Source organism: Variovorax sp. KBS0712, assembly GCF_006323185.2.
GTDB classification, from domain to species: Bacteria; Pseudomonadota; Gammaproteobacteria; order Burkholderiales; family Burkholderiaceae_C; genus Variovorax; species Variovorax boronicumulans.
In genome coordinates this window covers 1416155-1438202 of record NZ_VCCD02000002.1, presented here as the reverse complement: position 1 = coordinate 1438202, position 22048 = coordinate 1416155, and the positions used below count along the sequence as shown (strand labels likewise).

Here is a 22048-nt window from a genome sequence, read left to right as displayed (position 1 = left end):
AGAAAACAAATGAGTCTGAGCAACTCCCTCGGGTTGCTGGGCCGCAAGGTGGGGATGATGCGTCTCTTCACCGATGACGGGGACGCAGTTCCTGTCACGGTGGTTGATGTGTCCAACAACCGTGTGACCCAGATCAAGTCCCAAGAGACCGATGGCTACGTCGCCCTGCAGGTGACGTTCGGTTCGCGCAAAGCATCGCGCGTGACCAAGCCCCAAGCCGGCCACCTTGCCAAGGCAGGTGTCGAAGCTGGTGAAATCATCCAGGAATTCCGCGTCACCGCCGATACCGCAGGTCAGCACAAGGCTGGCGGCGTGATCGCGGCAAGCAGTGTGTTCTCCGTGGGCCAGAAGGTGGACGTGCAAGGCACGACCATCGGCAAGGGCTACGCCGGCACGATCAAGCGTCACAACATGAGCTCGCAGCGCGCGTCGCACGGTAACAGCCGTTCGCACAACGTGCCCGGCTCGATCGGCATGGCACAAGACCCCGGTCGCGTGTTCCCCGGCAAGCGCATGACGGGCCACCTCGGCGACGTCACCCGCACGACGCAAAACCTCGACGTGTTCCGCATCGACGAAGCACGTCAGCTGCTGCTCATCAAGGGCGCGATCCCGGGTTCGAAGGGTGGCTTCGTCACCGTGCGTCCCGCCATCAAGGCCAAGCCGCAAGCGGCTGAAGGAGCGAAGTAATGCAACTCGAACTCCTGAACGAACAAGGCCAGGCCGCGTCGAAGTACGACGCCCCCGAGACCGTGTTCGGCCGTGACTACAACGAAGACCTGGTTCACCAGATCGTCGTTGCATTCCAGGCCAACGCCCGTCAAGGCACGCGCGCCCAGAAGGACCGCGAACAGGTCAAGCACTCGACCAAGAAGCCTTTCAAGCAAAAGGGAACGGGCCGCGCCCGCGCCGGTATGACGTCCTCGCCCCTGTGGCGCGGAGGCGGCCGGATCTTCCCGAACATGCCTGACGAAAACTTCTCGCAGAAGATCAACAAGAAGATGTACCGCGCCGGCATGGCCTCCATCTTCTCGCAGCTCGCTCGCGAAGGCCGTCTGGCCGTGGTCGATTCGCTGACCGTGGATTCGCCCAAGACGAAGCCGCTGGCAGCCCGTTTCAAGGCAATGAATCTCGAGTCCGTGCTCGTGATCGCCGAAGAAGTCGACGAAAACCTGTACCTTGCCTCGCGCAATCTGGTCAACATCCTCGTGGTCGAACCCCGTTACGCCGATCCGGTGTCGCTGGTTCACTACAAGAAGGTGCTGGTCACCAAGGGTGCCGTCGACAAGCTCAAGGAGATGTTCGCATGAGCCGCGTGAACCCCACCCCTGCACAACGTAAGTTCGACGAAGGCCGTCTCATGAACGTGCTGGTCGCACCGATCGTGTCCGAAAAGGCCACGATGGTCGGCGAGAAGTCGAACGCTGTCACTTTCAAGGTGCTGCAAGACGCCACCAAGCCCGAGATCAAGGCCGCTGTTGAACTGATGTTCAAGGTCGAAGTCCAGGGCGTGTCGGTGCTCAACACCAAGGGCAAGACCAAGCGCTTTGGCAAGTCCATCGGCCGCCGCGACAACGTGCGCAAGGCTTATGTGACGCTGAAGGCCGGTCAAGAGCTCAACCTCGTCGGGGAAGGCGCTTAATCATGGCCGTCATCAAGATGAAACCCACTTCGCCGGGCCAACGCGGCGCGGTGAAGATTTCGCGTGACCACCTGCACAAGGGTGCGCCTCACGCAGCCCTGCTGGAACCCCAGTTCCAGAAGGCCGGCCGTAACAACAACGGTCACATCACGATCCGCCATCGTGGCGGTGGTGCCAAGCACCACTACCGCATTGTCGACTTCGTGCGCAACAAGGACGGCATCCCGGCCAAGGTCGAACGCATCGAGTACGACCCGAACCGCACCGCCCACATCGCTCTGGTCTGCTACGCCGACGGCGAGCGCCGCTACATCATCGCCCCGCGCGGTCTGGAAGCCGGTGCAACCCTGATGTCGGGCGCCGAAGCCCCGATCCGCGCCGGCAACACCCTGCCGATCCGCAACATCCCCGTGGGTTCGACGATCCACTGCATCGAACTGCAACCCGGCAAGGGCGCGCAGATCGCACGTTCGGCCGGTACCTCGGCCACGCTGCTGGCCCGTGAAGGCGTTTACGCCCAGGTCCGCATGCGTTCGGGCGAAGTCCGCCGCATTCACATCGAATGCCGCGCGACCATCGGTGAAGTGGCCAACGAAGAACACAGCCTGCGCCAGCTCGGCAAGGCCGGTGTGAAGCGTCACATGGGTATCCGCCCGACCGTTCGCGGCGTGGTGATGAACCCGGTCGACCACCCGCACGGTGGTGGCGAAGGCAAGACTGGCGAAGGCCGCCATCCTGTCGACCCGTGGGGCAATCTGACCAAGGGCTATCGCACCCGTAACAACAAGCGCACGCAGGTCTTCATCGTGTCGCGTCGCAAGAAGTAAGGGATAGCCAATGACTCGCTCTCTCAAAAAGGGTCCTTTCGTCGACCACCACCTCGTGGCCAAGGCCGACAAGGCCGTGACGAACAAGGACAAGAAGCCGATCAAGACCTGGTCGCGCCGCTCGATGGTTCTGCCCGAGTTCATCGGTCTGACCATCGCTGTGCACAACGGCAAGCAACACGTGCCCGTGTACATCACCGACCAGATGGTCGGCCACAAGCTCGGCGAATTTGCGCTCACGCGCACGTTCAAGGGGCACCCCGCGGACAAAAAAGTCCAGAAGAAGTAAGGAACGACCATGTCTGAAACACGTGCAGTCCTCCGCGGTGTCCGCCTGTCGGTCGACAAGGGCCGTCTGGTCGCGGACCTGATCCGCGGCAAGAAGGTCGATCAAGCGCTCAACGTTCTGCAATTCACGCAGAAGAAGGCCGCTGTGATCATCAAGAAGGTGCTCGAGTCGGCGATTGCCAACGCCGAGCACAACGACGGTGCCGACATCGACGAGCTGAAGGTCAAGACCATCTACGTCGAGCAAGGTGCAACGCTCAAGCGCTTCACGGCGCGCGCCAAGGGTCGCGGCAATCGCATCAGCAAGCCCACGTGCCATGTGTACGTGACGGTTGGCAACTAAGAAGGCCTGGAAGAAATATGGGACAGAAAATCCACCCAACCGGGTTCCGCCTTGCGGTCACCCGTAACTGGTCCAGCCGTTGGTACGCAAGCGACCGCGATTTCGCGGGCATGCTGGCCGAAGACATCAAGGTTCGCGAATACCTGAAGAAGAAGCTGAAGAACGCTTCGGTGTCGCGCGTCATGATCGAGCGTCCCGCCAAGAACGCACGCATCACGATCTACTCGGCTCGTCCGGGCGTCGTGATCGGCAAGAAGGGCGAAGACATCGAGAACCTCAAGCGCGAACTGGGCAAGCAGCTCGGCGTGCCGGTTGCGGTCAACATCGAAGAAGTGCGCAAGCCCGAAATCGATGCGCAGCTGATCGCCGACAGCATCACGCAGCAGCTCGAAAAGCGGATCATGTTCCGCCGCGCCATGAAGCGCGCCATGCAGAACGCCATGCGTCTGGGTGCCCTGGGCATCAAGATCATGTCGGCTGGCCGTCTGAACGGCATCGAAATCGCACGTACCGAGTGGTACCGCGAAGGCCGCGTGCCGCTTCACACCCTGCGCGCCGACATCGACTACGGCACCTCGGAAGCCAAGACCACCTACGGCGTCATCGGCGTCAAGGTCTGGGTCTACAAGGGCGACACGCTGGGTCGCAACGACCTGCCGGCCGTCGAAACGCCGCGTCCGGACGAAGAGCGCCGCCCGCGTGGTCCCCGCCGTGATGGTCGCCCTGGCGACCGTCCGGGTGGCGACCGTCGTGGTCCCGGCCCCCGTGCCGGTGCCCGTGGTCCGATCGGTGGCAACACCGCTCCGGCCGATGGTAGCGACAAGCCCGCAGAAGCAACCGGCGGTGCCGGTGCAGACTCGAAACCCGCCGTTAAGCGCGTCCGCAAAGCCGCGCCCGCTGCAGCAGCGGACGGTGCCAAGACCGAGTAATCGGTCGCTCCCGGGCACGCAAGTGCCTGGGGCCCTCACGGAGTAACAAAACATGCTGCAACCTGCACGCAGAAAGTTCCGCAAGGAACAAAAGGGCCGCAACACCGGCATCGCAACCACGGGTAACTCGGTTGCGTTCGGTGACTTCGGTCTCAAATGCACCGACCGCGGTCGCCTCACGGCGCGCCAGATCGAAGCCGCTCGTCGCGCGATCTCGCGTCACGTGAAGCGCGGTGGCCGTATCTGGATCCGCGTGTTCCCGGACAAGCCGATCTCTACCAAGCCCGCTGAAGTGCGGATGGGTAACGGTAAGGGCAACCCCGAGTACTACGTCGCTGAAATCCAGCCTGGCAAGATCGTGTTCGAGATCGTCGGCGTGCCCGAAGAACTCGCCCGCGAAGCGTTCCGCCTGGCCGCCGCCAAGCTTCCGCTGCGCACGACGTTCGTCGCTCGCCAGCTCGGCGCCTGAGAGGAGAACATCCATGGCAACACGTAAGAAGAAAGAAACCGCGGCTTCGGCCAAGGTGACGAAGGCCGCAACCCTGCGCACGAAGGACGTCGCAGGCCTGCAAGCCGAAATCAAGGATCTGCAGAAGGCCCACTTCGGCCTGCGCATGCAGAAGGCCACGCAACAGCTGTCGAACACCACGACGCTGCGCGTGACGCGTCGCGACATCGCTCGCGCCAAGACCATTCTTGCTCAGAAAGAGCAAGAGACCCAAGCCGCCAAGTAAGGAGTGAACATGACGGAAGCTAAAAAATCCCTCAAGCGCACCTTGATCGGCAAGGTGGTCAGCGACAAGCGTGCCAAGACCGTGACCGTGCTGGTCGAGCGCCGTGTGAAGCACGAGCTCTACGGCAAGATCGTGGCCAAGACGAGCAAGTACCACGCCCATGACGAAAAGGGCGAGTACCACCTCGGCGACACCATCGAGATCACGGAAAGCCGTCCGATCTCGAAGACCAAGAACTGGGTCGTGACCCGTCTGGTCGAGAAGGCCGTCCTGGTCTGATCAGGCACTCGGTCGCCCTTGAGGCAACCCATCCGGAAACGGCCCACAATGTGGGCCGTTTTTCTTTTTCAGGAGCAATTCACATGATCAAAGTCGGCGACACCCTTCCTTCGGCCACCCTGCAGGAATATTCCGAAGTGGAGGGCGAGGGCTGCAGCATCGGCCCGAACCCGGTCGACGTGACCAAGGCCACGGCGGGCAAGACCATCGCACTGTTCGCACTGCCGGGCGCCTTCACGCCCACCTGCTCGGCCAAGCACGTGCCGGGCTACGTGCAGCACTTCGACGACTTCAAGGCCGCCGGCGTGGACGAGATCTGGTGCGTGAGCGTGAACGACGCCTTCGTGATGGGCGCCTGGGCGCGCGACCAGAAGACCGGCGCCAAGGTGCGCATGCTGGCCGACGGCAGCGCCGACTTCGCGAAGGCCACAGGCCTCACGCTTGACCTGACCGGCCGCGGCATGGGCCTGCGCAGCAACCGCTACTCGATGCTCGTGAAGGACGGCAAGGTCGCGACGCTGAACGTCGAAGGCCCGGGCAAGTTCGAAGTGAGCGACGCCGACACGCTTCTCGCACAAGCCCGCGGCTGAACTCGGATCTTTCGTGGGGGCCGCCGCGCACGGCCGCCCGAAGCGGCCGGCCCGCCCCCGGTAGGGGGTTGGAGAAGCGACACGAAGTGCGCGCAGCCTGGGGGCGAGCCTAGAGCTCTACCTTGAGGTAGTGAGCCCCGGCGACGGGGTTGTGATAGTAGGGCGGCACCTCCGCGAAGCCCAGGTCTTCGTAGAGGGCGCGCGCCGACTCCATGTCGTCGAGGGTGTCGAGCAGCACGCAGGCATAGCCTGCGCTGCGGGCCGCATCGAGGATGGCCTCGGCCAGCTGCCGGCCGAGCCCGAGCCCCCGGAACCCGGGGCGCACATACAGCCGTTTCATTTCCGCCGCGTTCGCGTAGTCCGTGGTGTCGAGCGGGCGCAGCGCGCAGCAGCCCGCCACATGGGCGATCGTGCCGTCGGCGCGCTTCAGCGTGGGCGCGGCGCGGCCGGCGTCTTCGTTCACATGGGCGGGATCGACCAGCGCCAGCAGCAAGGTGCCGCGCGGCTCGGCGTACTCGCCGGGGAGTCCGGCCAGCTCGCCGTCGAAGTCCTGGAAGTCGAGGTCGATGGCCAGCGAGCCCGCGTAGTCGCGGAAGATGGCGCGCACGGCGTCGACTTCATGCGGTTCGTCGGGCGTGAGCAGCACCACCGCCGGCGTGTCCGACAGTGGTAACGGGCGGGAGACGGAAAAGCCGCTCATACGCGCAACGACGCCACCCAGAACGCCACGCCCGCGCACAGCGCGAACAGCACCAGCGCCAGCGTGCGCGACACCGCATCGTCGCGGCTTGGGGCCACGCCGTTGCCATTGCCGTTCCCGTTGGAGGCCGCGCCCGCGACCACCAGCTTGTCGCCCGACAGCATCGGCCCGACCAGCCGGTGCCGCTTGACCAGCACGTAGAACAGCACCGCCAGCACATGCAGGCTCACCAGGGCGATCACGATCCACTTGCCCTGCGCCTTGTGCCAGCCCGTCGCCAGGCTCACCATCGCGCCCGACACGAAGCGGGTCAGCGGCCCGGAGGCGGAAATCTCGTCGTCGGCCATCAGCCCGGTGGCGACCTGCAGGATCAACAGCGCCAGCACCGCGAACACCGACAGCGCACCCAGCGGCGTGTGTCCGATCAGGTGGTCGGGGTGCGACTTGCCGCGCAGGTAGGCGATGACCGAGCCCGGCGCATAGATGAAGGCCGCGAAGCGCGACCAGCGCCCGCCCACGACCCCCCAGATCAGCCGGAACAGCAGCAGCGCCAGCACGGTGTAGCCGAGGCGGAAATGCCATTCCATGATGCCGTTCAGGCCCGTCACGATCAGGCCGATCACGGCGAAGGCGAGCGCCCAGTGAAAGAGGCGGGTCGGCAGGTCCCAGACGCGTGTGCGGGCCACCGAGAGGGTGTCGGTCATCGAAAAAGGCGCCGGGGCGCGAGGCTGCGGAAGGCGCAGATTAGCAAAGTCCGGCCCGGTCGTTCCACCGGGTTGTTGCTATGCGCCCGACACGGGCAGCCCCTACACTGCCTGCAGCACCGCGTTCGACGGTGCCCAAACCCCCACACAAGGACCCACGATGACCCGTTTTGCTTCGTTCGCCCTTGCAGCCGCCTGCGCTGCGATGTCCCTGCCCGCCGTGGCACAGTTCGCCAAGCCCGAAGATGCCATCAAGTACCGCCAGAGCGCGCTGTTCGTGATGGCCCAGCACTTCGGCCGCCTCGGCGCCATGGCCAACGGCCGGGCGCCCTACGACGCCGCCGCTGCGGCTGCCAACGCCGAAATCGTCGCCGACATGGCCAAGCTGCCCTGGGCTGGTTTCGGCGCCGGCACCGAAGGCGGCAAGGCCAAGCCCGAAGTCTGGAAGGAAGCCGCGAAGTTCAAGGAACACCAGGACAAGGTGATCGCCGAGACCGGCAAGCTCGTCATCGCCGCCAAGGCCGGCAACATCGACGCGCTCAAGGCCCAGTTCGGCCCGACCGGCGCCAGCTGCAAGGCCTGCCACGACAGCTTCCGCAACCAGTAAGCCGCGGGCTTTCGCAATGAAAAAGGCGCTCCGCAAGGAGCGCCTTTTTCATTCCAGGGATACCGCGGAACCGGCTTTGCCGGGCCGCTGGCATCGCCCCCGGTAGGGGGGCGATGCGACACGAAGTGCGCGCAGCCTGGGGGCGAGTCACGCTTCCGCCAGGAGTTTCTCGATCAGCTTGTGCAGCTCGGCGAAGTCGGGCTCGCCCACGTAGCGCTTCACGATCTCGCCCTTCTTGTTGACGATGAAGGTGGTCGGCGTGAGCTTCACGTCGCCCCAGGCCTGCGCCACGCTGCCGGTGTTGTCGATCGCCACCTTGAACGGCAGCTTGCGGGTTTCGGCGAAGTTGACGACGTAGCTCGGCGGGTCGTAGCTCATGGCCACCGCCAGCGTGTCATAGCCCTTGGACTTGTACTTGTCGTAGGTCGAGATCACCTTGGGCATCTCGGCCACGCAGGTCACGCAGCTGGTGGCCCAGAAGTTGACCAGCGTGACCTTGCCCTTCAGGTCGGCCGTGCTCTTGGTGGTGCCGTCGAGCAGCACGAAGGTCGAGGCCGGAGCGGCCGTGCTGCCCGAACCGAGGTACACGCCCACGCCGGCGGCCAGGGCGATCACGACGGCGGCGGCAGCGATGTATTTTTTCATGGGCACCTGAAGGAGAGAGGCGGCGCGATTTTAGTTCCGCGTGCCGGAACGCGCCGGCGCACGCGCTTCATTCCCCGAAGGCCGCTCGATAATCGTCCTCCGATGCCCTCGCTTCCTTCCCCCTTCTGGCCCGTGCTGGCCCTGGCCGCCGCACTGGGCGCTTGCAGCCCCACCTTCAACTGGCGCGAAGTGCCGATCGCCGACGCCGGCCTGGTCGCGCTGCTGCCCTGCAAGGCCGACCGCGCCCAGCGCGCGCTGCCGTTGGGCGCCGAGTCGGTGCAGGTCGACATGACCGGCTGCGAAGCCGGCGGCGCGACCTTCGCCGTGGCCCATGCCGCCGCCACCAGCCCGGCGCAGGCCGAGGCCTGGCTCACGGCCTGGCGCACGGCCACGCACGGCCAGCTGGGCGTCGCGCAGGTGATCCAGGGGCCGGCCACCTTGCCGCGCGCCACGGCCGTTCCCGCACCGTGGCGGCTCGACGGGCAATCGGCGCAACAGGGCGTGGCGCCGGTCCAGGTGCTCTGGTTCGCGCAGTCGCAGAAAGACGGCAGCGTGTCGCTCTACCAAGCCACCGTGCTCGGCCGCCCGTCCTCGCCCGAGGCGACCAAGACCTTCTTCGAGGGCCTGCGCCTGCCATGAGCAGGGGCCGGCCGACAGGCCGCGATGCGTGGGCCAGCTATCGTTTTCATAGCTGTTGCCGCCGCGCGAATCGACCCCCCGGTCACGCGCCCGCCATGGCCGCTTTCCCCGGTTGCCGCGTTGTGTCCTCGATGTCTCTACTTCCTTTGGGCGCCCCCGCATAATCGACGCGTCGTCCTCCGAGCCGCATGAACAGCATCCTCATCATTGCCCACTCTCCGTTCGCACAGGCGCTGCGGCAGTGCGCGCTGCATGTGTTCCCCGACTGCGAACAGGCCGTCGTGGCCCTCGACGTGCTGCCCAACGTGTCGCCCGAGGAAACGCTGGCCGCCGCGCGCATCACGCTCGCGCAGCAGTTGCATGCCCCGCGCTCGCAGGTGCTGGTGCTGGCCGACGTGTTCGGCGCCACGCCCTGCAACGTCGCGCAGAAGCTGGTGGACGGCGTGCGCTCGCGGCTCGTGGCCGGTGTCAACCTGCCGATGCTGCTGCGCGCCGTCACCTACCGCCACGAACCGCTCGACACCCTGGTGCAGCGGGCCCTCGCGGGCGGCACCGCCGGCGTGATGCAGGTGGCGGTGGCGGCTCCCCAGAACCAGGCGAAAAGAAAGCACAGTGATCAAGAAATCCGTGACCATCAGCAATAAGCTGGGCCTGCACGCACGCGCGTCGGCCAAGCTGACCAAGCTCGCCGGCAGCTTCCCCTGCGAGGTGTGGCTGTCGCGCGGCGACCGCCGCATCAACGCCAAGAGCATCATGGGCGTCATGATGCTGGCCGCCGGCCTCGGCGTGACCGTCGAGCTCGAGACCAACGGCCCGCAGGAAGATGAAGCCATGAACGCCATCGTCCAACTGATGGACGACAAGTTCGGCGAAGGCGAATAAGGACCCGCGCATGACCTTCGCAGTCCACGGTCTCCCGGTCGCCCGTGGCATTGCCATCGGCCGCGCGGTGCTGGTGGTGTCCAGCCGCATCGACGTGGCGCACTACTTCATCAAGCCTGAAGAGATCGAGACCGAGATCGACCGCGTGCGCACCGCGCGCAACGCGGTGGCCGACGAGCTCACCAAGCTGCAGGCCAGCGTGGCGCAGATGGGCCCCAACGACGCGCCGCACGAGCTCGCCGCGCTGCTCGAGGTGCACCAGATGCTGCTGCAGGACGACGTGCTCAGCGGCGGCGTGAAGCACTGGATCAGCGAGCGGCTGTACAACGCCGAATGGGCGCTGACCACGCAGCTCGAGATCATCGCGCGCCAGTTCGACGAGATGGAGGACCCGTACCTGCGCGAGCGCAAGGCCGACCTCGAACAGGTGGTCGAGCGCATGCTGCATCGCATGAAGGGCACGGCCGCCGTGCTCGCGCCGAGCCCGCCGCGGCGCAAGCGCGCCGCCGCCGCGCACGACGACGAAGACGACGACCCCACCGCGGGCGACGGCTTCGACGTGCCGCTGGTGCTCATTGCGCACGACCTCTCGCCGGCCGACATGCTGCAGTTCAAGAAGAGCGTGTTCGCGGGCTTCGTGACCGACGTGGGCGGGCGCACCTCGCACACCGCCATCGTCGCGCGCAGCATGGACATCCCGGCCATCGTCGGCGCGCGCTCCGCGAGCCAGCTGGTGCGCCAGGACGACTGGGTGATCATCGACGGCGAAGCCGGCGTGATGATCGTCGACCCGTCGCCGATCATCCTGGCCGAGTACGGCTTCAAGCAGCGCCAGGGCGACCTCGAACGCGGGCGGCTCGCGCGGCTGCGCCACAAGCCCGCCGTCACGCTCGACGGCCAGCGCGTCGACCTGTTGGCCAACATCGAGATGCCCGAGGACACGGCCGGCGCCGTCAAGGCCGGCGCCGTGGGCGTGGGCCTCTTTCGCAGCGAATTTCTCTTCATGGGCCGCGAGAACTCGGCGCGCCAGACGCGCCTGCCCGACGAAGAAGAGCAGTACCAGGCCTACAAGCGCGCGGTCGAGGGCATGCAGGGCATGCCCGTCACCATCCGCACCATCGACGTCGGCGCCGACAAGCCGCTGGACGGCAAGTCGGGCAGCAAGCAGGAGCACCTGAATCCCGCGCTCGGCCTGCGCGCCATCCGCTGGAGCCTGGCCGATCCGGCGATGTTCCTCACGCAGCTGCGTGCCATCCTGCGCGCGGCGGCGCACGGCGAGATCCACCTGCTCATTCCGATGCTCGCGCACGCCAGCGAGATCCGCCAGACGCTGTCGCTCATCGACTTCGCGCGCGCCGAACTCGACAACCGCGGCGCGGTGTACGGCCCGGTCAAGCTCGGCGCCATGATCGAGATCCCGGCCGCCGCGCTCACGCTCAAGACCTTCCTCAAGCACTTCGACTTCCTGTCGATCGGCACCAACGACCTGATCCAGTACACGCTGGCCATCGACCGCGCCGACGAAGCCGTCGCCCACCTCTACGACCCCGCGCACCCCGCGGTGCTCAAGCTCGTGGCCGACACCATCACCGAGTGCCGCCGCCAGGGCAAGGGCGTGTCGGTGTGCGGCGAGATGGCGGGCGACGTCGCCTTCACGCGCCTGCTGCTGGGCCTGGGCCTGCGCAGTTTCTCCATGCACCCCTCGCGCATCCTCGCCGTGAAGCAGGAAGTGCTGCGCGCCGACACCGGCAAGCTCGAACCCTGGGCGCAGGGCGTGCTCGACGCGGACGATCCCGCGGCCGCACTCGCGGGCTGAGCCCGCAACCCCGCCCTTCGCGGCGGCACGCAAGCACCAGGAACACCACGGAACCGGCTTTGCCGGGCCGTCGGTGTTGCCCCCGGCAGGGGGTTGGCGAAGCGACACGAAGTGCGCGCAGCCTGGGGGGGAGCCAATCCTGGTGAAACAAACCGAAATACGGCGATACCGAGGTGAAAGGACTCTCGGGGCATCGGCGCGCACCATCAGGTCTCCTCTTCCAACCCCTGAAAGAAAGGCCTGCATCATGATCGTCAAGTCGTCCTTCTCCCTCGCGCAGCTCGTCGCTGTCGGTTCCTTCGCCATGCTCGCCGCCGCCGGCGCCAAGGCTGAAAGCTACGAGGGCGTCCACGCGCCCGTGTCGGCCATGAGCCGCGCCGACGTCAACGCCGAAGCCGTGCGTGCCGCCGCCGCACCTGACCAGAACGTCGTGCGCGGTTCGCGCGGCCCCGAGACCGTGGCCGTGTCGACCGACCGCGCCCGCGTCATCGCCGAAGCCGTGCGCACCGCCGCCGCCCCCGACCAGAACGTGACCTCCGGCTCGCGCGTGAACAGCAAGGTCATCTCGACGATGCAGAACCCCGTCGACGCGCGTGCCGCCGCCGCGCGCGACAGCGGCAACCGCCTCTGAGCCACTGCGGCGCATGCGTCGCCGCCGTCGCCACGTTCATCACTGAAGCAGCCCCGCGCAGGGGCGCATGAAGGAGCACCCCCATGAAGCACTGGATCAAACGAACCCTGTTCGGATTCGCCGGCCTGGCCGTCGTCGCCGGCAGCATCGCCGGCTGTGCCGGCCACCGCCACGGCTGGGGCGGCGACAGCGCCGAGTTCCGCGCCAAGATGGTCGAGCGCGTCGGCAGCAAGCTCGAGCTCGACGCCGCACAGAAGCAGAAGCTCACCGTGCTGGCCGAGAAGCTGCAGGCGCAGCGCCAGGCGATGCGCGGTGCGGGCGGCTCGGGCGATCCGCGCTCGCAGTTTAAGGCGCTGTTCGCGGGCAACACGCTCGACCAGGCCGGCGCCGCGCGCTTGATCGAAGAGAAGACCTCCGTGGTGCGCACCGGCAGCCCCGAGGTGATCGCCGCCGCGGCCGATTTCTTCGACCACCTGAACCCCGCCCAGCAACAGAAGGTGCGTGACTTCATGGAGCGCGGCGGTCGCCGCTGGTCCCGTCATGGCTGAAATGGGCTCGCCCCCGGGCTGGGCGCGCTTCGTGTCGCTGCATCGACCCGCTCTGCGGGCGCCGCAGTACCACGTCGCCTCCGTGGTGTCCCGCGAACCCGAAGCTCCGGCCATGGACGGCGTGCGCACCGTGCTGCGTTTCGAGGGCGCGGTGGTGCTCGCTGTTGCGCTGGTCGGCTATGCCCAGTTCGGCATGGGCTGGGGCGTGTTCGCGCTCTGGCTGTTCGCGCCCGACCTTTCGCTGCTCGGCTACCTCGCGGGGCCGCGTGTCGGCGCGGCGCTGTACAACGCGGCGCATGCGCTGATCGGGCCGGTGCTGCTGCTGGCGCTGGGCGTGTTCGCGGCGCAGCCGTGGGCGGTGGCCGGTGGCCTGATCTGGCTGGCCCGCGTCGGGCTCGACCATGCGCTGGGCTTCGGCCTGAAGTACGCGACGGGCTTTGCGTCCACCCACCTCGGCCGCATCGGCCGCGCCGATCCGTGGTGAGTGCCGTGGCCCGTTCGCGCCCCTCGATGCGCCCCGCGCTCGCGCGCACCGTGATGCTGGGCGAGGCGTTCACGCTCGCCGTCGCGTCGGCGGTGCACGGCGGCTGGCTCGGGGCCGGCCACGCGCATCCGCAGGCGCGCACCGCCGAGGCCGTGATCGCCACCGTGCTGGTGCTCGCGGCGCTCGAAACCTGGCGCCGCCCCGCGCATGCCCGCGCCGCGGCGATCGCCGGACAGGGCTTTGCCCTGCTGGGCACGCTGGTCGGCCTTGGCACCATCGTCGCGGGCATCGGCCCGCGCACGGTGCCCGACGTGGTCTACCACGTGCTCTTGCTCGCCGGCCTCACCGCCGGCCTGGTCTGGACGGTGCGATGCCGGCCGGATTGATTGCAAGCCTTGCCATTCGCGCTCTCTTTGCCAGGAGGCACAATCCCGCCATGCCGCGCATCCTGCTGATCGACGACGACGAACACCTCGCCGCGCCGCTGACCACCTACTTCGCACGCTTCGGCTGCACGCTCGACAGCGCCAAGCGCCCGAGCGAAGGCATCGCCAAGCTGCGCGCGGGGCACTACGACGCGGCCATCCTCGACGTCATGCTGCCCGAGATGGACGGTTTCGAGCTGTGCCGCGAGATCCGCAAGGAAAGCGACATCCCCATCGTGATGCTCACCGCGCGCGGCGAGGTCATGGACCGCGTGGTCGGCCTCGAACTCGGCGCCGACGACTACGTGCCCAAGCCCTTCGAGCCGCGCGAACTGGTGGCGCGCGTGCAGACCATCCTGCGCCGCCAGCGCAGCGCGCCGGCGGCGGCCGCCGCCAACGCCCAACTGCGCGTGTTCGACGGCCTGTCGATCGACCTCGACCGGCGCCAGGTGCTGCGCCACGGCGAGCGCGTGGAGCTCACCGGCACCGAGTTCGACCTGCTCGCGCTGCTGGCCGGCGAGCCCGGCAAGGTGTTCAGCCGCGACGACATCCTGAACCGGCTGCGCGGCCACGAGGCCGAGCTCTTCACGCGCGCGGTCGACATCGTGGTGAGCCGGCTGCGCAAGAAGCTCGAGCCGCTCGATTGCATCAAGACGCTGCGCAACGCCGGCTACGCGCTGGCCGTGGCGCCGGGCGAGCCTTCTTCATGAGATTTCCCCGCAGGCGCGCAGGCGCCGTGCCCACCGACAACAAAGGCCTGTGCCCCGGCAAGGAGCGGCGTCGGCACTGGCATGCGCGCATGCACGCGCACATGCAGCAGCGCTGGCGCAGCTCGGTGCGCGTGCGCATCGTGATGATGTTCGTGGTGCTCGCGCTCGTGATGGCGGCGGTGTTCGTGGGCGGCATGAAGCGGTCGTTCTCCAGCACCTGGGCCGAGGCCGCGCAGCCGATGCTGATGGACTACGCCGACCGCCTCGTTGCCGAACTCGGCACGCCGCCCGACACGGTGCGCGCGCAGGCGCTGGTCGACCGGCTGCCGATCACCATCCGCATCACCGGGCCCACCGTGAACTGGGAGTCGAACCCCGGCAACGACATGCACGCGCGCGGCGGCTGGTTCTACGACCGCGACCGCGAGGAGTCGATGTTCTCCACCGAGCGCTGGTTCGTGCGCCCCACGGCCGACGGGCACAAGGTCATCTTCGGCTGGGCGCCCCGGCTGTGGCAGCTCGCGCCGCGCGCGGCGGGCTGGACCACGCTGTGCGTGCTGCTGCTGCTCGTGGTGGTGGCCTACGCACTGGTGAGCCGGCTGCTGCGTCCGCTCATCGACATCCGCGAGGGCGCGCAGCGCTTCGGTCGCGGCGAGTTCACGCAGCCCATTCCGATCCGCCGCAACGACGACCTGGGCGATCTCGCGCAGCGCGTCAACACCATGGCCAGCGACATCCAGGCCATGCTCGATGCCAAGCGCGGCCTGCTGCTGGCGCTGAGCCACGAACTGCGCTCGCCGCTCACGCGGGCCCGGCTCAACGCCGAGCTGCTGCCCGCCACGCCCGAAGGCGAGGCCGAGCGCGAGGCGTTGCTGCGCGACCTCAACGAGATGCGCGACCTGATCAGCGACCTGCTCGAAAGCGAACGCCTCGCGAGTCCGCATGCCGCGCTGCAGCGCGAGCCGGTCGACCTGGCCGCGCTGGTGCGCGAGATCGTGGCCGAGATGCCCGGCGCGCAGGCGGTGCAGCTCGATCTGGCTGAGGGCTTGCCGCCGCAGGCCGTGGACCGCATGCGCGTGCGCCTCATGGTGCGCAACCTGCTGGACAACGCGCTGCGCTACAGCGCTGGCGCGCCGCAGCCGCCGACCGTGAGCTTGCGCGCACCGGCCGACGGCGGTGCCGAGCTGGAGGTGCGCGACTTCGGTCCCGGCGTGGATGACGCGCAGCTCGAACGCCTGACCGAGCCCTTCTATCGCACCGACGGCGCGCGGGCGCGCGCCACCGGCGGTGTCGGCCTGGGCATGTACCTGTGCCGGCTCATCGCCGAAGCCCACGGCGGGCGGCTCACGGTGCGCAACGCGCACCCGGGCCTGCAGATCAGCGTGCGGTTCGGCTGAGGCGCGTGGTCGCTTCGGCAGACCAGCCGCCGCCGAGCGCGTGGTACAGCGCCACGCTGGCTTGCAAGCGCGCCTGCAGCAACTGCGCGCGCGCGTCCTGCGCGGTGAACAGCGTGCGTTGCGCATCGAGCAGCGTGAGCAGCGTCTCGGCGCCCGCGCGGTAGCGCGACTCGGCGAGCGTGCGCGCGCGCTCGGCCTGTGCCAGTTCCTCGTCTTGCGCGGCGCGCTGCGTGTCGAGCACGGCCACGGCGTCGAGCGCGGTCAGCGCATCGGTGAAGGCGGCAACGGTGGCGGCGCGGTAGGTCGCGAGCAGCTCTTCGCGCCGTGCGGCCGACAGGTCGCGCGCCGCGGCGCGCCGGCCGCCGTCGAAGACCGGCGCCGCGAGCGCCGTCGCCAGGCTGTACACCGGGTGATCGAACAGCGTGCCGAAGCGCGGCCCCGCCGCCGAAAGGCCGGCGCTCAGCGTGAGCGTGGGGAACATCGCCGCGCGCGCCACCGCCACGTCCGCATCGGCCGCTGCCAGCGCGGCCTCGGCGCGTGCGATGTCGGGCCGGCGCGCGAGCAGGTCGGCCGGCAGGCTGGCGTCGACCGCGGGCAGCGTGAGCTGCTGCAGGCTGGTGGCCGCGATCCGCACCTCACTGCCGGCCTGGCCGAGCCAGCGCGCCATGCGGATGTCCGCCGCGCGCGACTGCTGGTGCAGCGTGGCGGCCGTGCGCCGCTGCGACGCGACGATGCCGCGCTGCTGCGCAAGCTCGAGCGGCGAGGCCGCGCCCGCGCGCGCACGGGCCTCGACCAGCTGCAGCAGCCGCTCGGCATCGTCCAGGCTGCGGCGCGCGATGGCCGTGCGCTCGCGCAGGCCCAGCGCTTCGAGCCAGGCCGCACCCGCGCCCGCGCGCAGCGCGAGCCGCACCGCATCGCGGTCGAAGGCGCTGGCCTGCCGCGAGGCGCCGGCGCTGTCGCGCTGTGCGCGCAGGCGGCCCCACAGGTCGACCTCGTAGCGCGCATCGAGCCCGAGCGCGCGCCGGTTGCCACTCACGTTCGCATCGCCGCCGAGCCGGCCCTGGCGCTGCACATCGGCGGTCGCCGACAGCGCGGGCCAGGCCGAGGCGCCGGTGATGCGTTCCTGCGCCTCGGCCTGGCGCAGACGCGCTTCGGCGGCATCGCCGTCGGGGTTGCCGGCATCGACCGCGGCGACGAAGGCCGGCAGCTCGGTGCTGCCGAAGCCCGTCCACCACGGGTCGGCGACGGGCGGTGTGCGCGCAGGCGCATCGGCCGAAGGCGTCGCGCAGCCTGCGAGCAGCAGCGCCGCCAGGGCCAGCGCGGCGGGAGAGAAGAAAAGGCGCGTCATGGCAGTCGTCATTCGGAAGACAGGGCCGCGACCGGGTCGAGCGCGGCGGCCTTGCGGGCCGGCATGAAGCCGAACACCAGGCCGGTGAGCACGGCGCAGCCGAAGGCGCCTGCGATGGCCGTGAGGGAAAAGATCACCGGCACGCTCCACACGATGAGCGCGGCGCCCACGAGCAGCCCGCCCGCCACGCCCGCGACGCCGCCGGTCACGGTGACCAGCACCGCCTCGACCAGGAACTGCCGCAGGATGTCGCGCTGGCGTGCGCCGGTGGCCATGCGGATGCCGATCTCGCGCGTGCGCTCGCGCACGGTCATGAGCATCACGTTCATCACGCCGATGCCGCCGACCACCAGCGACACCGCCGCGATCAGCCCGAGCATCACGGTCATGGTGCGCTGGGTCTGCGCGCGCGCCTTGATCGACTCGGTCTGGTCGAACACCTGCACGTCGCGCACGTGACGCTGCGCGGCCAGCACTTCGACGATCTCTGCGGCCGTCTCCGAAGCCTTGTCGACGTCGTGCACGGCCACCGCCACCCAGGTCGGATGGTTGCTGCCGTACAGCCGCGCGGCGGCGGTGGAGAAGGGCACGATCACGCGCTCGTCCTCGCTGGCCTGGCCGCCGCCCGCGCCCTTGGCGGCGAGCACGCCCAGCACGTCGAAGGGCACGTTGTCCAGCAGGATGCGCTGGCCCACCGGGTCGGTGCCGTCGGCGAACAGCGCGGCCTGCACGCGCTCGCCGATCACCGCGACCTTGGCCAGGCTCTGTTCGTCGCTCTCGTCGAAGAAGATGCCGCGCGCGGTCGGCCACTTCAGCGCCTGCTCGAAGTCGGTGGTGGCGCCGCCGCCCTCGGTGCGGTGGTCCACGTTGCCGCGCCGCGCGACCACGAAGCCCTCGATGTAGGGCATGGCCACGCGCACGTTGGGCAGGCGGCGGATGGTGTCGACGTCGGCCAGCGTGAGCTTGCCGCCGCGCCCGCGCGCGCTGTCGGGAATGGCGGCCACGTACATCTTGTCGGCGCCGAACAGCGAGATCTGCTTCATCACCGCCTCCTGCGAGCCGGTGCCGACCGCGAGCATCACGATGACCGAGGCCACGCCGATCACGATGCCCAGCAATGTCAGGCCAGTGCGAAAGCGGTGGATCCACATCACGCGCCAGGCCGCGCGCAGCGCCTCGTGCAGTTCGGAGAGCAGGGCGCGCGGCGTGTCGGCGGCGTCGGCCGTGTGCGTGGCCGAGAGCAGCGGAAGTGGCTCTGGTGGCGCTTCGATGGGCGCGCACCCGCTGTCCGACACGATGCAGCCGTCGCGGATCTCGATCACGCGGCGCGCGCGCTGCGCCACCTCGCGGTCGTGCGTGATGAGGATCACGGTGTGGCCGGCGGCGGCCATCTCGTCGAGCAGCGCCATCACCTCTTCGCCGCTGCGCGAATCGAGCGCGCCGGTGGGCTCGTCGGCCAGCACGATGCGTCCGCCGTTCATGAGTGCACGCGCGATCGACACGCGCTGCTGCTGGCCACCCGACAGCTGGTGCGGCCGGTGGCCCAGCCGATCGCCCAGGCCCAGCCGCGTGAGCAGCCCGCGTGCGCGCGAGGCGCGCTCGGCGGGCGCCGCGCCGGCGTAGATGGCGGGCATCTCGACGTTCTCCTGCGCCGACTCGGTGGAGATCAGGTGGTAGCCCTGGAACACGAAGCCGAAGGCCTCGCGCCGCAATCGCGCGAGCGCGTCGGCGTCCATGCCGGCCACGTCCTGGCCGGCGAACAGGTAGCGCCCGCCGGTCGGGCGGTCGAGGCAGCCGAGCAGGTGCATCAGCGTCGACTTGCCCGAGCCCGAACTGCCGACGATGGCGACGAACTCGCCCGCATGCAGCTCCAGCGTGATGCCGCGCAGCACCTCGACGGCCGGCGCGCCGTCGTGGCCGCCGTAGGACTTGCGCAGGTCGTGCAGCGCGATCAGCGGGGTCGTCTTCGTCTCGGCCGCACTCACAGCTGGAACTTCCGCGTGCCGCCGCCGGCCGCGCGCTCGCCGGTGATGAGGCGCTCGCCCTCGGCCAGGCCTTCGAGCACCTCGCCCGAGAGCCGGTCGCGCACGCCGATGCGCACGTCGCGCGGTGCGGGCTGGCCGTCGGGCCCGAGCACGCGCGCGGTGAAGCGCCCGGCCTGGCCCTTCACGGCCGTGAGCGCGGGCAGCGGCGCCACCACCACGTTGCGCGCCGAGGCGGCGACGAAGCTCACCTGCGCGGTCATTTGCGGCATGAGCTCGCCGTCGGCGTTGTCGACGTCGAACAGCACGGTGTAGAGCACGACCTTGCTGGCGGCGGGCGCCTGCGGCGCGTCGCCGCCACTCTTGCCCGCGGGCACGGGCGGCGAGGGCAGCACCTGGCGCACGGTGCCTTCCCAGCGGCGGCGGTCGGCGCCGAGCGTGGTGAAGTACACGGCCATGTCGCGCTTCACGCGGCGCACGTCGGCTTCCGAGACCTCGGTCCACACCGTCATGCTCGACAGGTCGGCCACGCGCAGGATGTCGGGCGTCTGGTAGGTGGCGTTGAGCGTCTGGCCCTCGCGCGCCTGCACCGAGACCACGCTGCCGGCCATCGGCGCGTAGATGCGCGTGTAGCCCAGGCGGGCCTCGTCGGCCTTCAGCGTGGCCTGGGTCTGGGCGATCTGGGCTTCGAGGTGCGCGATCTTCGCGGCGGCCGAGGCCAGCGTGGCTTCGGCGGTCTGCACGTCTTCGGCGCGCGTGGCGCCTTCGGCGGCCATCTGCTGCTGGCGTGCGAACTGCTGGCGTGCCAGGCGGTGCTGCGCGTGCTGGTCGGCCAGTTGCGCGCGCAGGCCCGCGAGCGAGGCGCGGCCGGCGTCCACGGTGGCCTGCTGCACGCTGGGGTCGATCTCCACCATCAGCTGGCCCTTCTTCACCGCGTCGCCGGGCTGCACGTGCAGCCGCAGGATCTGGCCCGACACCTGCGCGCCCACGTCCACATAACGGCGCGGCTGCAGCGTGCCGATGGCGGTCACGCTGCTTTCGATGTCGCCGCGGCGCAGCACGGCGGTGTCCCAGCCGGGGTCGCGCGGACTCGCCCAAACGTAGGCCACCGCGACGGCGGCCAGGGCCAGCGCCGCGAAGGCGGCGATGCGCAGGCGTGTGCCGGCGCGCGAACGGGAAGCGGGCGCCGTCACCGGGCGTCCCTGCAGAAGAAAGCGAGGGTCATGCAGCTAAGACGTGCGAGGCGCGGAAACGGGTAGCCCGCGCGGTGCCTCATGCGGAATGAGACGTTTCGGGGGACAGGACAAACTTTACAAATCTATAATGAGAATAACTCTCAATTGCGTCGCTGCCCGCGATGCCCCTTCACACCATGTCCCATCCGGAAGTCCGGCAGCTGTACGTCGACCACCAGGGCTGGCTGCGCAGCTGGTTGCTGGGCCGCCTGCGCTGCGGCTTCACCGCGGCCGATCTCACGCACGACACCTTTCTCAACCTCATCGAGCTGCCGCAGCAGCCGGTGCTGCGCCAGCCGCGCGCCTTCCTGCAGGTGGTGGCGAGTCGTTTGATGATCAACCGCTTTCGCCGCATGCAGGTCGAGGCCGAGGTGCTGCGCACCGTCGCGCTGATGGCCGAGGACGCCTGCGCGCCGAGCGCCGAGGACAAGGCGTGCGCGCGCGAGCTGCTGGGCCAGGTGCTCGCGCTGCTGGCGACCGAGCTCGACGTGAAGAGCCGCACCGCCTTCCTGATGGCGCGCGTCGAAGGGCGCTCGTACCGCGAGATCGCGGCCGAACTGGGCGTGTCCGAGACGCGCGTGAAGCAGTACCTCGCGAAGGTGCTGGCGCATTGCCACGGCCGCATGGCCGCGGCCGTGCCCGAGACGGAAAGCGCCGACGCCCCGGCCCATGCCTGACGCGGCCGCCGAGCGCCTGCGCGAGGAGGCGGCGCTGTGGGCCGTGACCCTCGCCGACGACAGCGTGGACGACGCCACGCGCGCCGCCTGCGCGGCGTGGTGCGCGCTCGACGAGCGCCATGCGCGGCTCCTGGCCGAGATGCGCCGCATGTGGGAGTCGGTGACACCCGACACCCCCGCGCCGCAACCCGCGCGCCGGGGCCTCTCGCGCCAGGCGCTGGGCGCGCTCGTGCTGCTGCCCTGCCTGCTCGTGGCGGGCGCCGCGATGCCGTGGCAGGCCTGGCTGGCGGATGAGCGCACCGGCACCGGTGAGGTCCGCCACCTCACGCTCGAGGACGGCAGCCGCGTCGCGCTGAACAGCGACTCGGCCATCGACATCGATTTCTCCGGCAGCGTGCGCCGCGTGCAGCTGCTGCGCGGCGAGGTCTTCGTCGAGGTCGCGCACGGCGACAAGCCCTTCGCCGTGGTCGACCGCGACGGCAGCGCGCAGGCGCTGGGCACGCGCTATGCCGTGCGGCGCGAGGCGAGCGACACGCTCGTCACCGTCACCGAATCGCGCGTGCGCGTGCAGCCGCTGGACGGCGGCGACGACCGCTGGGTCGACGTGCAGGCGGGGCAGCAGGTGCGCTTCGACCGCCGCGGCGTCACCACCGACACCGTGCCCGCCGCGCCCGGCGGCCTGGCCTGGCCGCAGGGCCGGCTGGTGTTCGACGACGCGCCGGTGGCCGAGGTGCTGCGCCAGCTCGGGCGGCACCGGCCCGGCCTGCTGCTGGCCGACGACGAGGCCTTGGGCGCGCTGCGCTTCACCGGCGTGCTGCCGATCCAGCAGAGCGACGCCGCGCTCGCGCTGCTCGCCAGCGCGCTGCCGACCTTGCGCGTGTCGACGCTGTCGCCGTGGCTGGTGCGGGTGACCACCACGGCGCCGCCGTGACCGGGCGGTCGAACTTTTTTCCGCGCGCACCGCTACCCGATTCCCGTGCCCGCTT

30 protein-coding genes are annotated in these 22048 nt (G+C 69.2%); 24 read left to right on the top strand and 6 right to left on the bottom strand.

What is annotated here, in order from left to right; translation table 11 throughout:
- Window positions 1–9 precede the first annotated feature (9 nt).
- The 11 genes from rplC to FFI97_RS23670 all read left to right on the top strand — a co-directional run bounded on the left by rplC (window position 10) and on the right by FFI97_RS23670 (window position 5632).
- Window positions 10–690 (top strand): 50S ribosomal protein L3, encoded by a 681-nt coding sequence (rplC, locus tag FFI97_RS23720; RefSeq protein ID WP_062478866.1) that lies wholly within the window; start codon window positions 10–12, stop codon window positions 688–690.
- Window positions 690–1310, top strand: a complete 621-nt coding sequence (gene rplD, locus FFI97_RS23715) for a 50S ribosomal protein L4 (protein ID WP_062478869.1) — start codon at window positions 690–692, stop codon at window positions 1308–1310. Before rplC ends, rplD begins: the two co-directional genes overlap by 1 nt.
- On the top strand, window positions 1307–1642 hold the full coding sequence (gene rplW / locus FFI97_RS23710; protein WP_056576559.1) for a 50S ribosomal protein L23: 336 nt from the start codon (window positions 1307–1309) through the stop codon (window positions 1640–1642). The genes rplD and rplW overlap by 4 nt, the downstream gene beginning before the upstream one ends.
- A gap of 2 nt (window positions 1643–1644) precedes the next feature.
- Window positions 1645–2469, top strand: a complete 825-nt coding sequence (gene rplB / locus FFI97_RS23705) for a 50S ribosomal protein L2 (RefSeq protein ID WP_056576555.1) — start codon at window positions 1645–1647, stop codon at window positions 2467–2469.
- 10 nt (window positions 2470–2479) lie between these two features.
- Window positions 2480–2758 carry a 30S ribosomal protein S19 gene (rpsS, locus tag FFI97_RS23700; RefSeq protein WP_062478874.1) on the top strand — a complete coding sequence of 93 codons (279 nt, stop codon included), beginning with the start codon at window positions 2480–2482 and terminating at the stop codon, window positions 2756–2758.
- Window positions 2759–2767: 9 nt separating this feature from the next.
- Entirely contained in the window at window positions 2768–3100 is a 333-nt protein-coding gene (rplV, locus tag FFI97_RS23695) for a 50S ribosomal protein L22 (protein ID WP_007838134.1), read from the top strand.
- Window positions 3101–3117: 17 nt separating this feature from the next.
- Window positions 3118–4029: a 30S ribosomal protein S3 gene (rpsC, locus tag FFI97_RS23690; RefSeq protein ID WP_062478877.1), complete on the top strand. Its 912-nt coding sequence runs from the start codon at window positions 3118–3120 to the stop codon at window positions 4027–4029.
- 52 nt (window positions 4030–4081) lie between these two features.
- A complete protein-coding gene (gene rplP / locus FFI97_RS23685) occupies window positions 4082–4498 on the top strand; it encodes a 50S ribosomal protein L16 (protein WP_007838137.1) in 417 nt (138 codons plus the stop codon).
- A gap of 55 nt (window positions 4499–4553) precedes the next feature.
- Window positions 4554–4763, top strand: a complete 210-nt coding sequence (rpmC, locus tag FFI97_RS23680; RefSeq protein ID WP_056577224.1) for a 50S ribosomal protein L29 — start codon at window positions 4554–4556, stop codon at window positions 4761–4763.
- Between the two features lie 9 nt (window positions 4764–4772).
- A complete protein-coding gene (rpsQ, locus tag FFI97_RS23675) occupies window positions 4773–5042 on the top strand; it encodes a 30S ribosomal protein S17 (RefSeq protein ID WP_062478880.1) in 270 nt (89 codons plus the stop codon).
- Between the two features lie 83 nt (window positions 5043–5125).
- Window positions 5126–5632: a peroxiredoxin gene (locus tag FFI97_RS23670; protein ID WP_070061892.1), complete on the top strand. Its 507-nt coding sequence runs from the start codon at window positions 5126–5128 to the stop codon at window positions 5630–5632.
- A gap of 109 nt (window positions 5633–5741) precedes the next feature.
- On the opposite strand, the gene FFI97_RS23665 is transcribed toward FFI97_RS23670, so the two are convergent.
- On the bottom strand, window positions 5742–6332 hold the full coding sequence (locus FFI97_RS23665) for a GNAT family N-acetyltransferase (RefSeq protein ID WP_139700419.1): 591 nt from the start codon (window positions 6330–6332) through the stop codon (window positions 5742–5744).
- Entirely contained in the window at window positions 6329–7036 is a 708-nt protein-coding gene (locus tag FFI97_RS23660) for a cytochrome b/b6 domain-containing protein (protein WP_062478887.1), read from the bottom strand. The genes FFI97_RS23665 and FFI97_RS23660 overlap by 4 nt, the downstream gene beginning before the upstream one ends.
- 160 nt (window positions 7037–7196) lie before the next feature.
- Between FFI97_RS23660 and FFI97_RS23655 the strand changes: the two genes are divergently transcribed.
- Entirely contained in the window at window positions 7197–7643 is a 447-nt protein-coding gene (locus tag FFI97_RS23655) for a c-type cytochrome (RefSeq protein WP_139700417.1), read from the top strand.
- Between the two features lie 147 nt (window positions 7644–7790).
- Here the strand turns inward: FFI97_RS23655 and FFI97_RS23650 are convergent, their stop codons facing one another.
- Window positions 7791–8288: a TlpA disulfide reductase family protein gene (locus FFI97_RS23650; protein ID WP_070061896.1), complete on the bottom strand. Its 498-nt coding sequence runs from the start codon at window positions 8286–8288 to the stop codon at window positions 7791–7793.
- Window positions 8289–8390: 102 nt separating this feature from the next.
- Between FFI97_RS23650 and FFI97_RS23645 the strand changes: the two genes are divergently transcribed.
- The 10 genes from FFI97_RS23645 (at window position 8391) to FFI97_RS23600 (ending at window position 15820) form a co-directional block, all read left to right on the top strand.
- Window positions 8391–8927: a hypothetical protein gene (locus FFI97_RS23645; protein WP_139700415.1), complete on the top strand. Its 537-nt coding sequence runs from the start codon at window positions 8391–8393 to the stop codon at window positions 8925–8927.
- 188 nt (window positions 8928–9115) lie between these two features.
- A complete protein-coding gene (locus tag FFI97_RS23640) occupies window positions 9116–9571 on the top strand; it encodes a PTS sugar transporter subunit IIA (protein WP_062478898.1) in 456 nt (151 codons plus the stop codon).
- A complete protein-coding gene (locus tag FFI97_RS23635; RefSeq protein WP_062478901.1) occupies window positions 9540–9809 on the top strand; it encodes an HPr family phosphocarrier protein in 270 nt (89 codons plus the stop codon). Before FFI97_RS23640 ends, FFI97_RS23635 begins: the two co-directional genes overlap by 32 nt.
- 10 nt (window positions 9810–9819) lie before the next feature.
- Window positions 9820–11625 carry a phosphoenolpyruvate--protein phosphotransferase gene (gene ptsP, locus FFI97_RS23630; protein WP_139700413.1) on the top strand — a complete coding sequence of 602 codons (1806 nt, stop codon included), beginning with the start codon at window positions 9820–9822 and terminating at the stop codon, window positions 11623–11625.
- A gap of 247 nt (window positions 11626–11872) precedes the next feature.
- Window positions 11873–12256, top strand: coding sequence for a hypothetical protein (locus FFI97_RS23625; protein WP_062478905.1), 384 nt, complete (start codon window positions 11873–11875; stop codon window positions 12254–12256).
- An 83-nt stretch (window positions 12257–12339) separates the two neighbouring features.
- Complete coding sequence (locus FFI97_RS23620; protein WP_139700411.1) at window positions 12340–12804, top strand: Spy/CpxP family protein refolding chaperone; 465 nt, start codon at window positions 12340–12342, stop codon at window positions 12802–12804.
- A complete protein-coding gene (locus FFI97_RS23615; protein ID WP_139700409.1) occupies window positions 12797–13288 on the top strand; it encodes a DUF4260 domain-containing protein in 492 nt (163 codons plus the stop codon). The genes FFI97_RS23620 and FFI97_RS23615 overlap by 8 nt, the downstream gene beginning before the upstream one ends.
- 5 nt (window positions 13289–13293) lie before the next feature.
- On the top strand, window positions 13294–13674 hold the full coding sequence (locus FFI97_RS23610) for a hypothetical protein (protein ID WP_260685122.1): 381 nt from the start codon (window positions 13294–13296) through the stop codon (window positions 13672–13674).
- Window positions 13675–13724: 50 nt separating this feature from the next.
- Window positions 13725–14423: a response regulator transcription factor gene (locus FFI97_RS23605; RefSeq protein ID WP_062478915.1), complete on the top strand. Its 699-nt coding sequence runs from the start codon at window positions 13725–13727 to the stop codon at window positions 14421–14423.
- Window positions 14424–14512: 89 nt separating this feature from the next.
- Window positions 14513–15820: a sensor histidine kinase gene (locus FFI97_RS23600; RefSeq protein WP_409574648.1), complete on the top strand. Its 1308-nt coding sequence runs from the start codon at window positions 14513–14515 to the stop codon at window positions 15818–15820.
- On the opposite strand, the gene FFI97_RS23595 is transcribed toward FFI97_RS23600, so the two are convergent.
- Genes FFI97_RS23595 through FFI97_RS23585 form a run of 3 tightly spaced genes read right to left on the bottom strand, consistent with a single transcriptional unit; the run spans window position 15801 to window position 20343 of the window.
- Window positions 15801–17168, bottom strand: coding sequence for an efflux transporter outer membrane subunit (locus tag FFI97_RS23595; RefSeq protein WP_144004516.1), 1368 nt, complete (start codon window positions 17166–17168; stop codon window positions 15801–15803). The genes FFI97_RS23600 and FFI97_RS23595 overlap by 20 nt on opposite strands.
- A gap of 8 nt (window positions 17169–17176) precedes the next feature.
- Entirely contained in the window at window positions 17177–19153 is a 1977-nt protein-coding gene (locus FFI97_RS23590) for a MacB family efflux pump subunit (protein ID WP_260685121.1), read from the bottom strand.
- A complete protein-coding gene (locus FFI97_RS23585) occupies window positions 19150–20343 on the bottom strand; it encodes an efflux RND transporter periplasmic adaptor subunit (protein WP_409574643.1) in 1194 nt (397 codons plus the stop codon). The genes FFI97_RS23590 and FFI97_RS23585 overlap by 4 nt, the downstream gene beginning before the upstream one ends.
- Window positions 20344–20522: 179 nt before the next feature.
- Here FFI97_RS23585 and FFI97_RS23580 point away from each other — a divergent pair, with 179 nt between their 5' ends.
- Together FFI97_RS23580 and FFI97_RS23575 are read left to right on the top strand one after the other, a co-directional pair.
- Entirely contained in the window at window positions 20523–21062 is a 540-nt protein-coding gene (locus tag FFI97_RS23580) for a sigma-70 family RNA polymerase sigma factor (protein WP_174543711.1), read from the top strand.
- A complete protein-coding gene (locus FFI97_RS23575) occupies window positions 21055–21993 on the top strand; it encodes a FecR family protein (protein WP_139705566.1) in 939 nt (312 codons plus the stop codon). Before FFI97_RS23580 ends, FFI97_RS23575 begins: the two co-directional genes overlap by 8 nt.
- Window positions 21994–22048: the final 55 nt, after the last annotated feature.

What these genes read in the sequence shown, in the direction of transcription:
- rplC (WP_062478866.1), top strand. Translation starts at nt 10, where the DNA reads ATGAGTCTGAGCAACTCCCTCGGGTTGCTGGGCCGCAAGGTGGGGATG.
- rplD (WP_062478869.1), top strand. Translation starts at nt 690, where the DNA reads ATGCAACTCGAACTCCTGAACGAACAAGGCCAGGCCGCGTCGAAGTAC.
- rplW (WP_056576559.1), top strand. Translation starts at nt 1,307, where the DNA reads ATGAGCCGCGTGAACCCCACCCCTGCACAACGTAAGTTCGACGAAGGC.
- rplB (WP_056576555.1), top strand. Translation starts at nt 1,645, where the DNA reads ATGGCCGTCATCAAGATGAAACCCACTTCGCCGGGCCAACGCGGCGCG.
- rpsS (WP_062478874.1), top strand. Translation starts at nt 2,480, where the DNA reads ATGACTCGCTCTCTCAAAAAGGGTCCTTTCGTCGACCACCACCTCGTG.
- rplV (WP_007838134.1), top strand. Translation starts at nt 2,768, where the DNA reads ATGTCTGAAACACGTGCAGTCCTCCGCGGTGTCCGCCTGTCGGTCGAC.
- rpsC (WP_062478877.1), top strand. Translation starts at nt 3,118, where the DNA reads ATGGGACAGAAAATCCACCCAACCGGGTTCCGCCTTGCGGTCACCCGT.
- rplP (WP_007838137.1), top strand. Translation starts at nt 4,082, where the DNA reads ATGCTGCAACCTGCACGCAGAAAGTTCCGCAAGGAACAAAAGGGCCGC.
- rpsQ (WP_062478880.1), top strand. Translation starts at nt 4,773, where the DNA reads ATGACGGAAGCTAAAAAATCCCTCAAGCGCACCTTGATCGGCAAGGTG.
- FFI97_RS23670 (WP_070061892.1), top strand. Translation starts at nt 5,126, where the DNA reads ATGATCAAAGTCGGCGACACCCTTCCTTCGGCCACCCTGCAGGAATAT.
- FFI97_RS23665 (WP_139700419.1), bottom strand. Translation starts at nt 6,332, where the DNA reads ATGAGCGGCTTTTCCGTCTCCCGCCCGTTACCACTGTCGGACACGCCG.
- FFI97_RS23660 (WP_062478887.1), bottom strand. Translation starts at nt 7,036, where the DNA reads ATGACCGACACCCTCTCGGTGGCCCGCACACGCGTCTGGGACCTGCCG.
- FFI97_RS23655 (WP_139700417.1), top strand. Translation starts at nt 7,197, where the DNA reads ATGACCCGTTTTGCTTCGTTCGCCCTTGCAGCCGCCTGCGCTGCGATG.
- FFI97_RS23650 (WP_070061896.1), bottom strand. Translation starts at nt 8,288, where the DNA reads ATGAAAAAATACATCGCTGCCGCCGCCGTCGTGATCGCCCTGGCCGCC.
- FFI97_RS23645 (WP_139700415.1), top strand. Translation starts at nt 8,391, where the DNA reads ATGCCCTCGCTTCCTTCCCCCTTCTGGCCCGTGCTGGCCCTGGCCGCC.
- FFI97_RS23640 (WP_062478898.1), top strand. Translation starts at nt 9,116, where the DNA reads ATGAACAGCATCCTCATCATTGCCCACTCTCCGTTCGCACAGGCGCTG.
- ptsP (WP_139700413.1), top strand. Translation starts at nt 9,820, where the DNA reads ATGACCTTCGCAGTCCACGGTCTCCCGGTCGCCCGTGGCATTGCCATC.
- FFI97_RS23625 (WP_062478905.1), top strand. Translation starts at nt 11,873, where the DNA reads ATGATCGTCAAGTCGTCCTTCTCCCTCGCGCAGCTCGTCGCTGTCGGT.
- FFI97_RS23620 (WP_139700411.1), top strand. Translation starts at nt 12,340, where the DNA reads ATGAAGCACTGGATCAAACGAACCCTGTTCGGATTCGCCGGCCTGGCC.
- FFI97_RS23615 (WP_139700409.1), top strand. Translation starts at nt 12,797, where the DNA reads ATGGCTGAAATGGGCTCGCCCCCGGGCTGGGCGCGCTTCGTGTCGCTG.
- FFI97_RS23605 (WP_062478915.1), top strand. Translation starts at nt 13,725, where the DNA reads ATGCCGCGCATCCTGCTGATCGACGACGACGAACACCTCGCCGCGCCG.
- FFI97_RS23600 (WP_409574648.1), top strand. Translation starts at nt 14,513, where the DNA reads ATGCACGCGCACATGCAGCAGCGCTGGCGCAGCTCGGTGCGCGTGCGC.
- FFI97_RS23595 (WP_144004516.1), bottom strand. Translation starts at nt 17,168, where the DNA reads ATGACGCGCCTTTTCTTCTCTCCCGCCGCGCTGGCCCTGGCGGCGCTG.
- FFI97_RS23580 (WP_174543711.1), top strand. Translation starts at nt 20,523, where the DNA reads ATGTCCCATCCGGAAGTCCGGCAGCTGTACGTCGACCACCAGGGCTGG.
- FFI97_RS23575 (WP_139705566.1), top strand. Translation starts at nt 21,055, where the DNA reads ATGCCTGACGCGGCCGCCGAGCGCCTGCGCGAGGAGGCGGCGCTGTGG.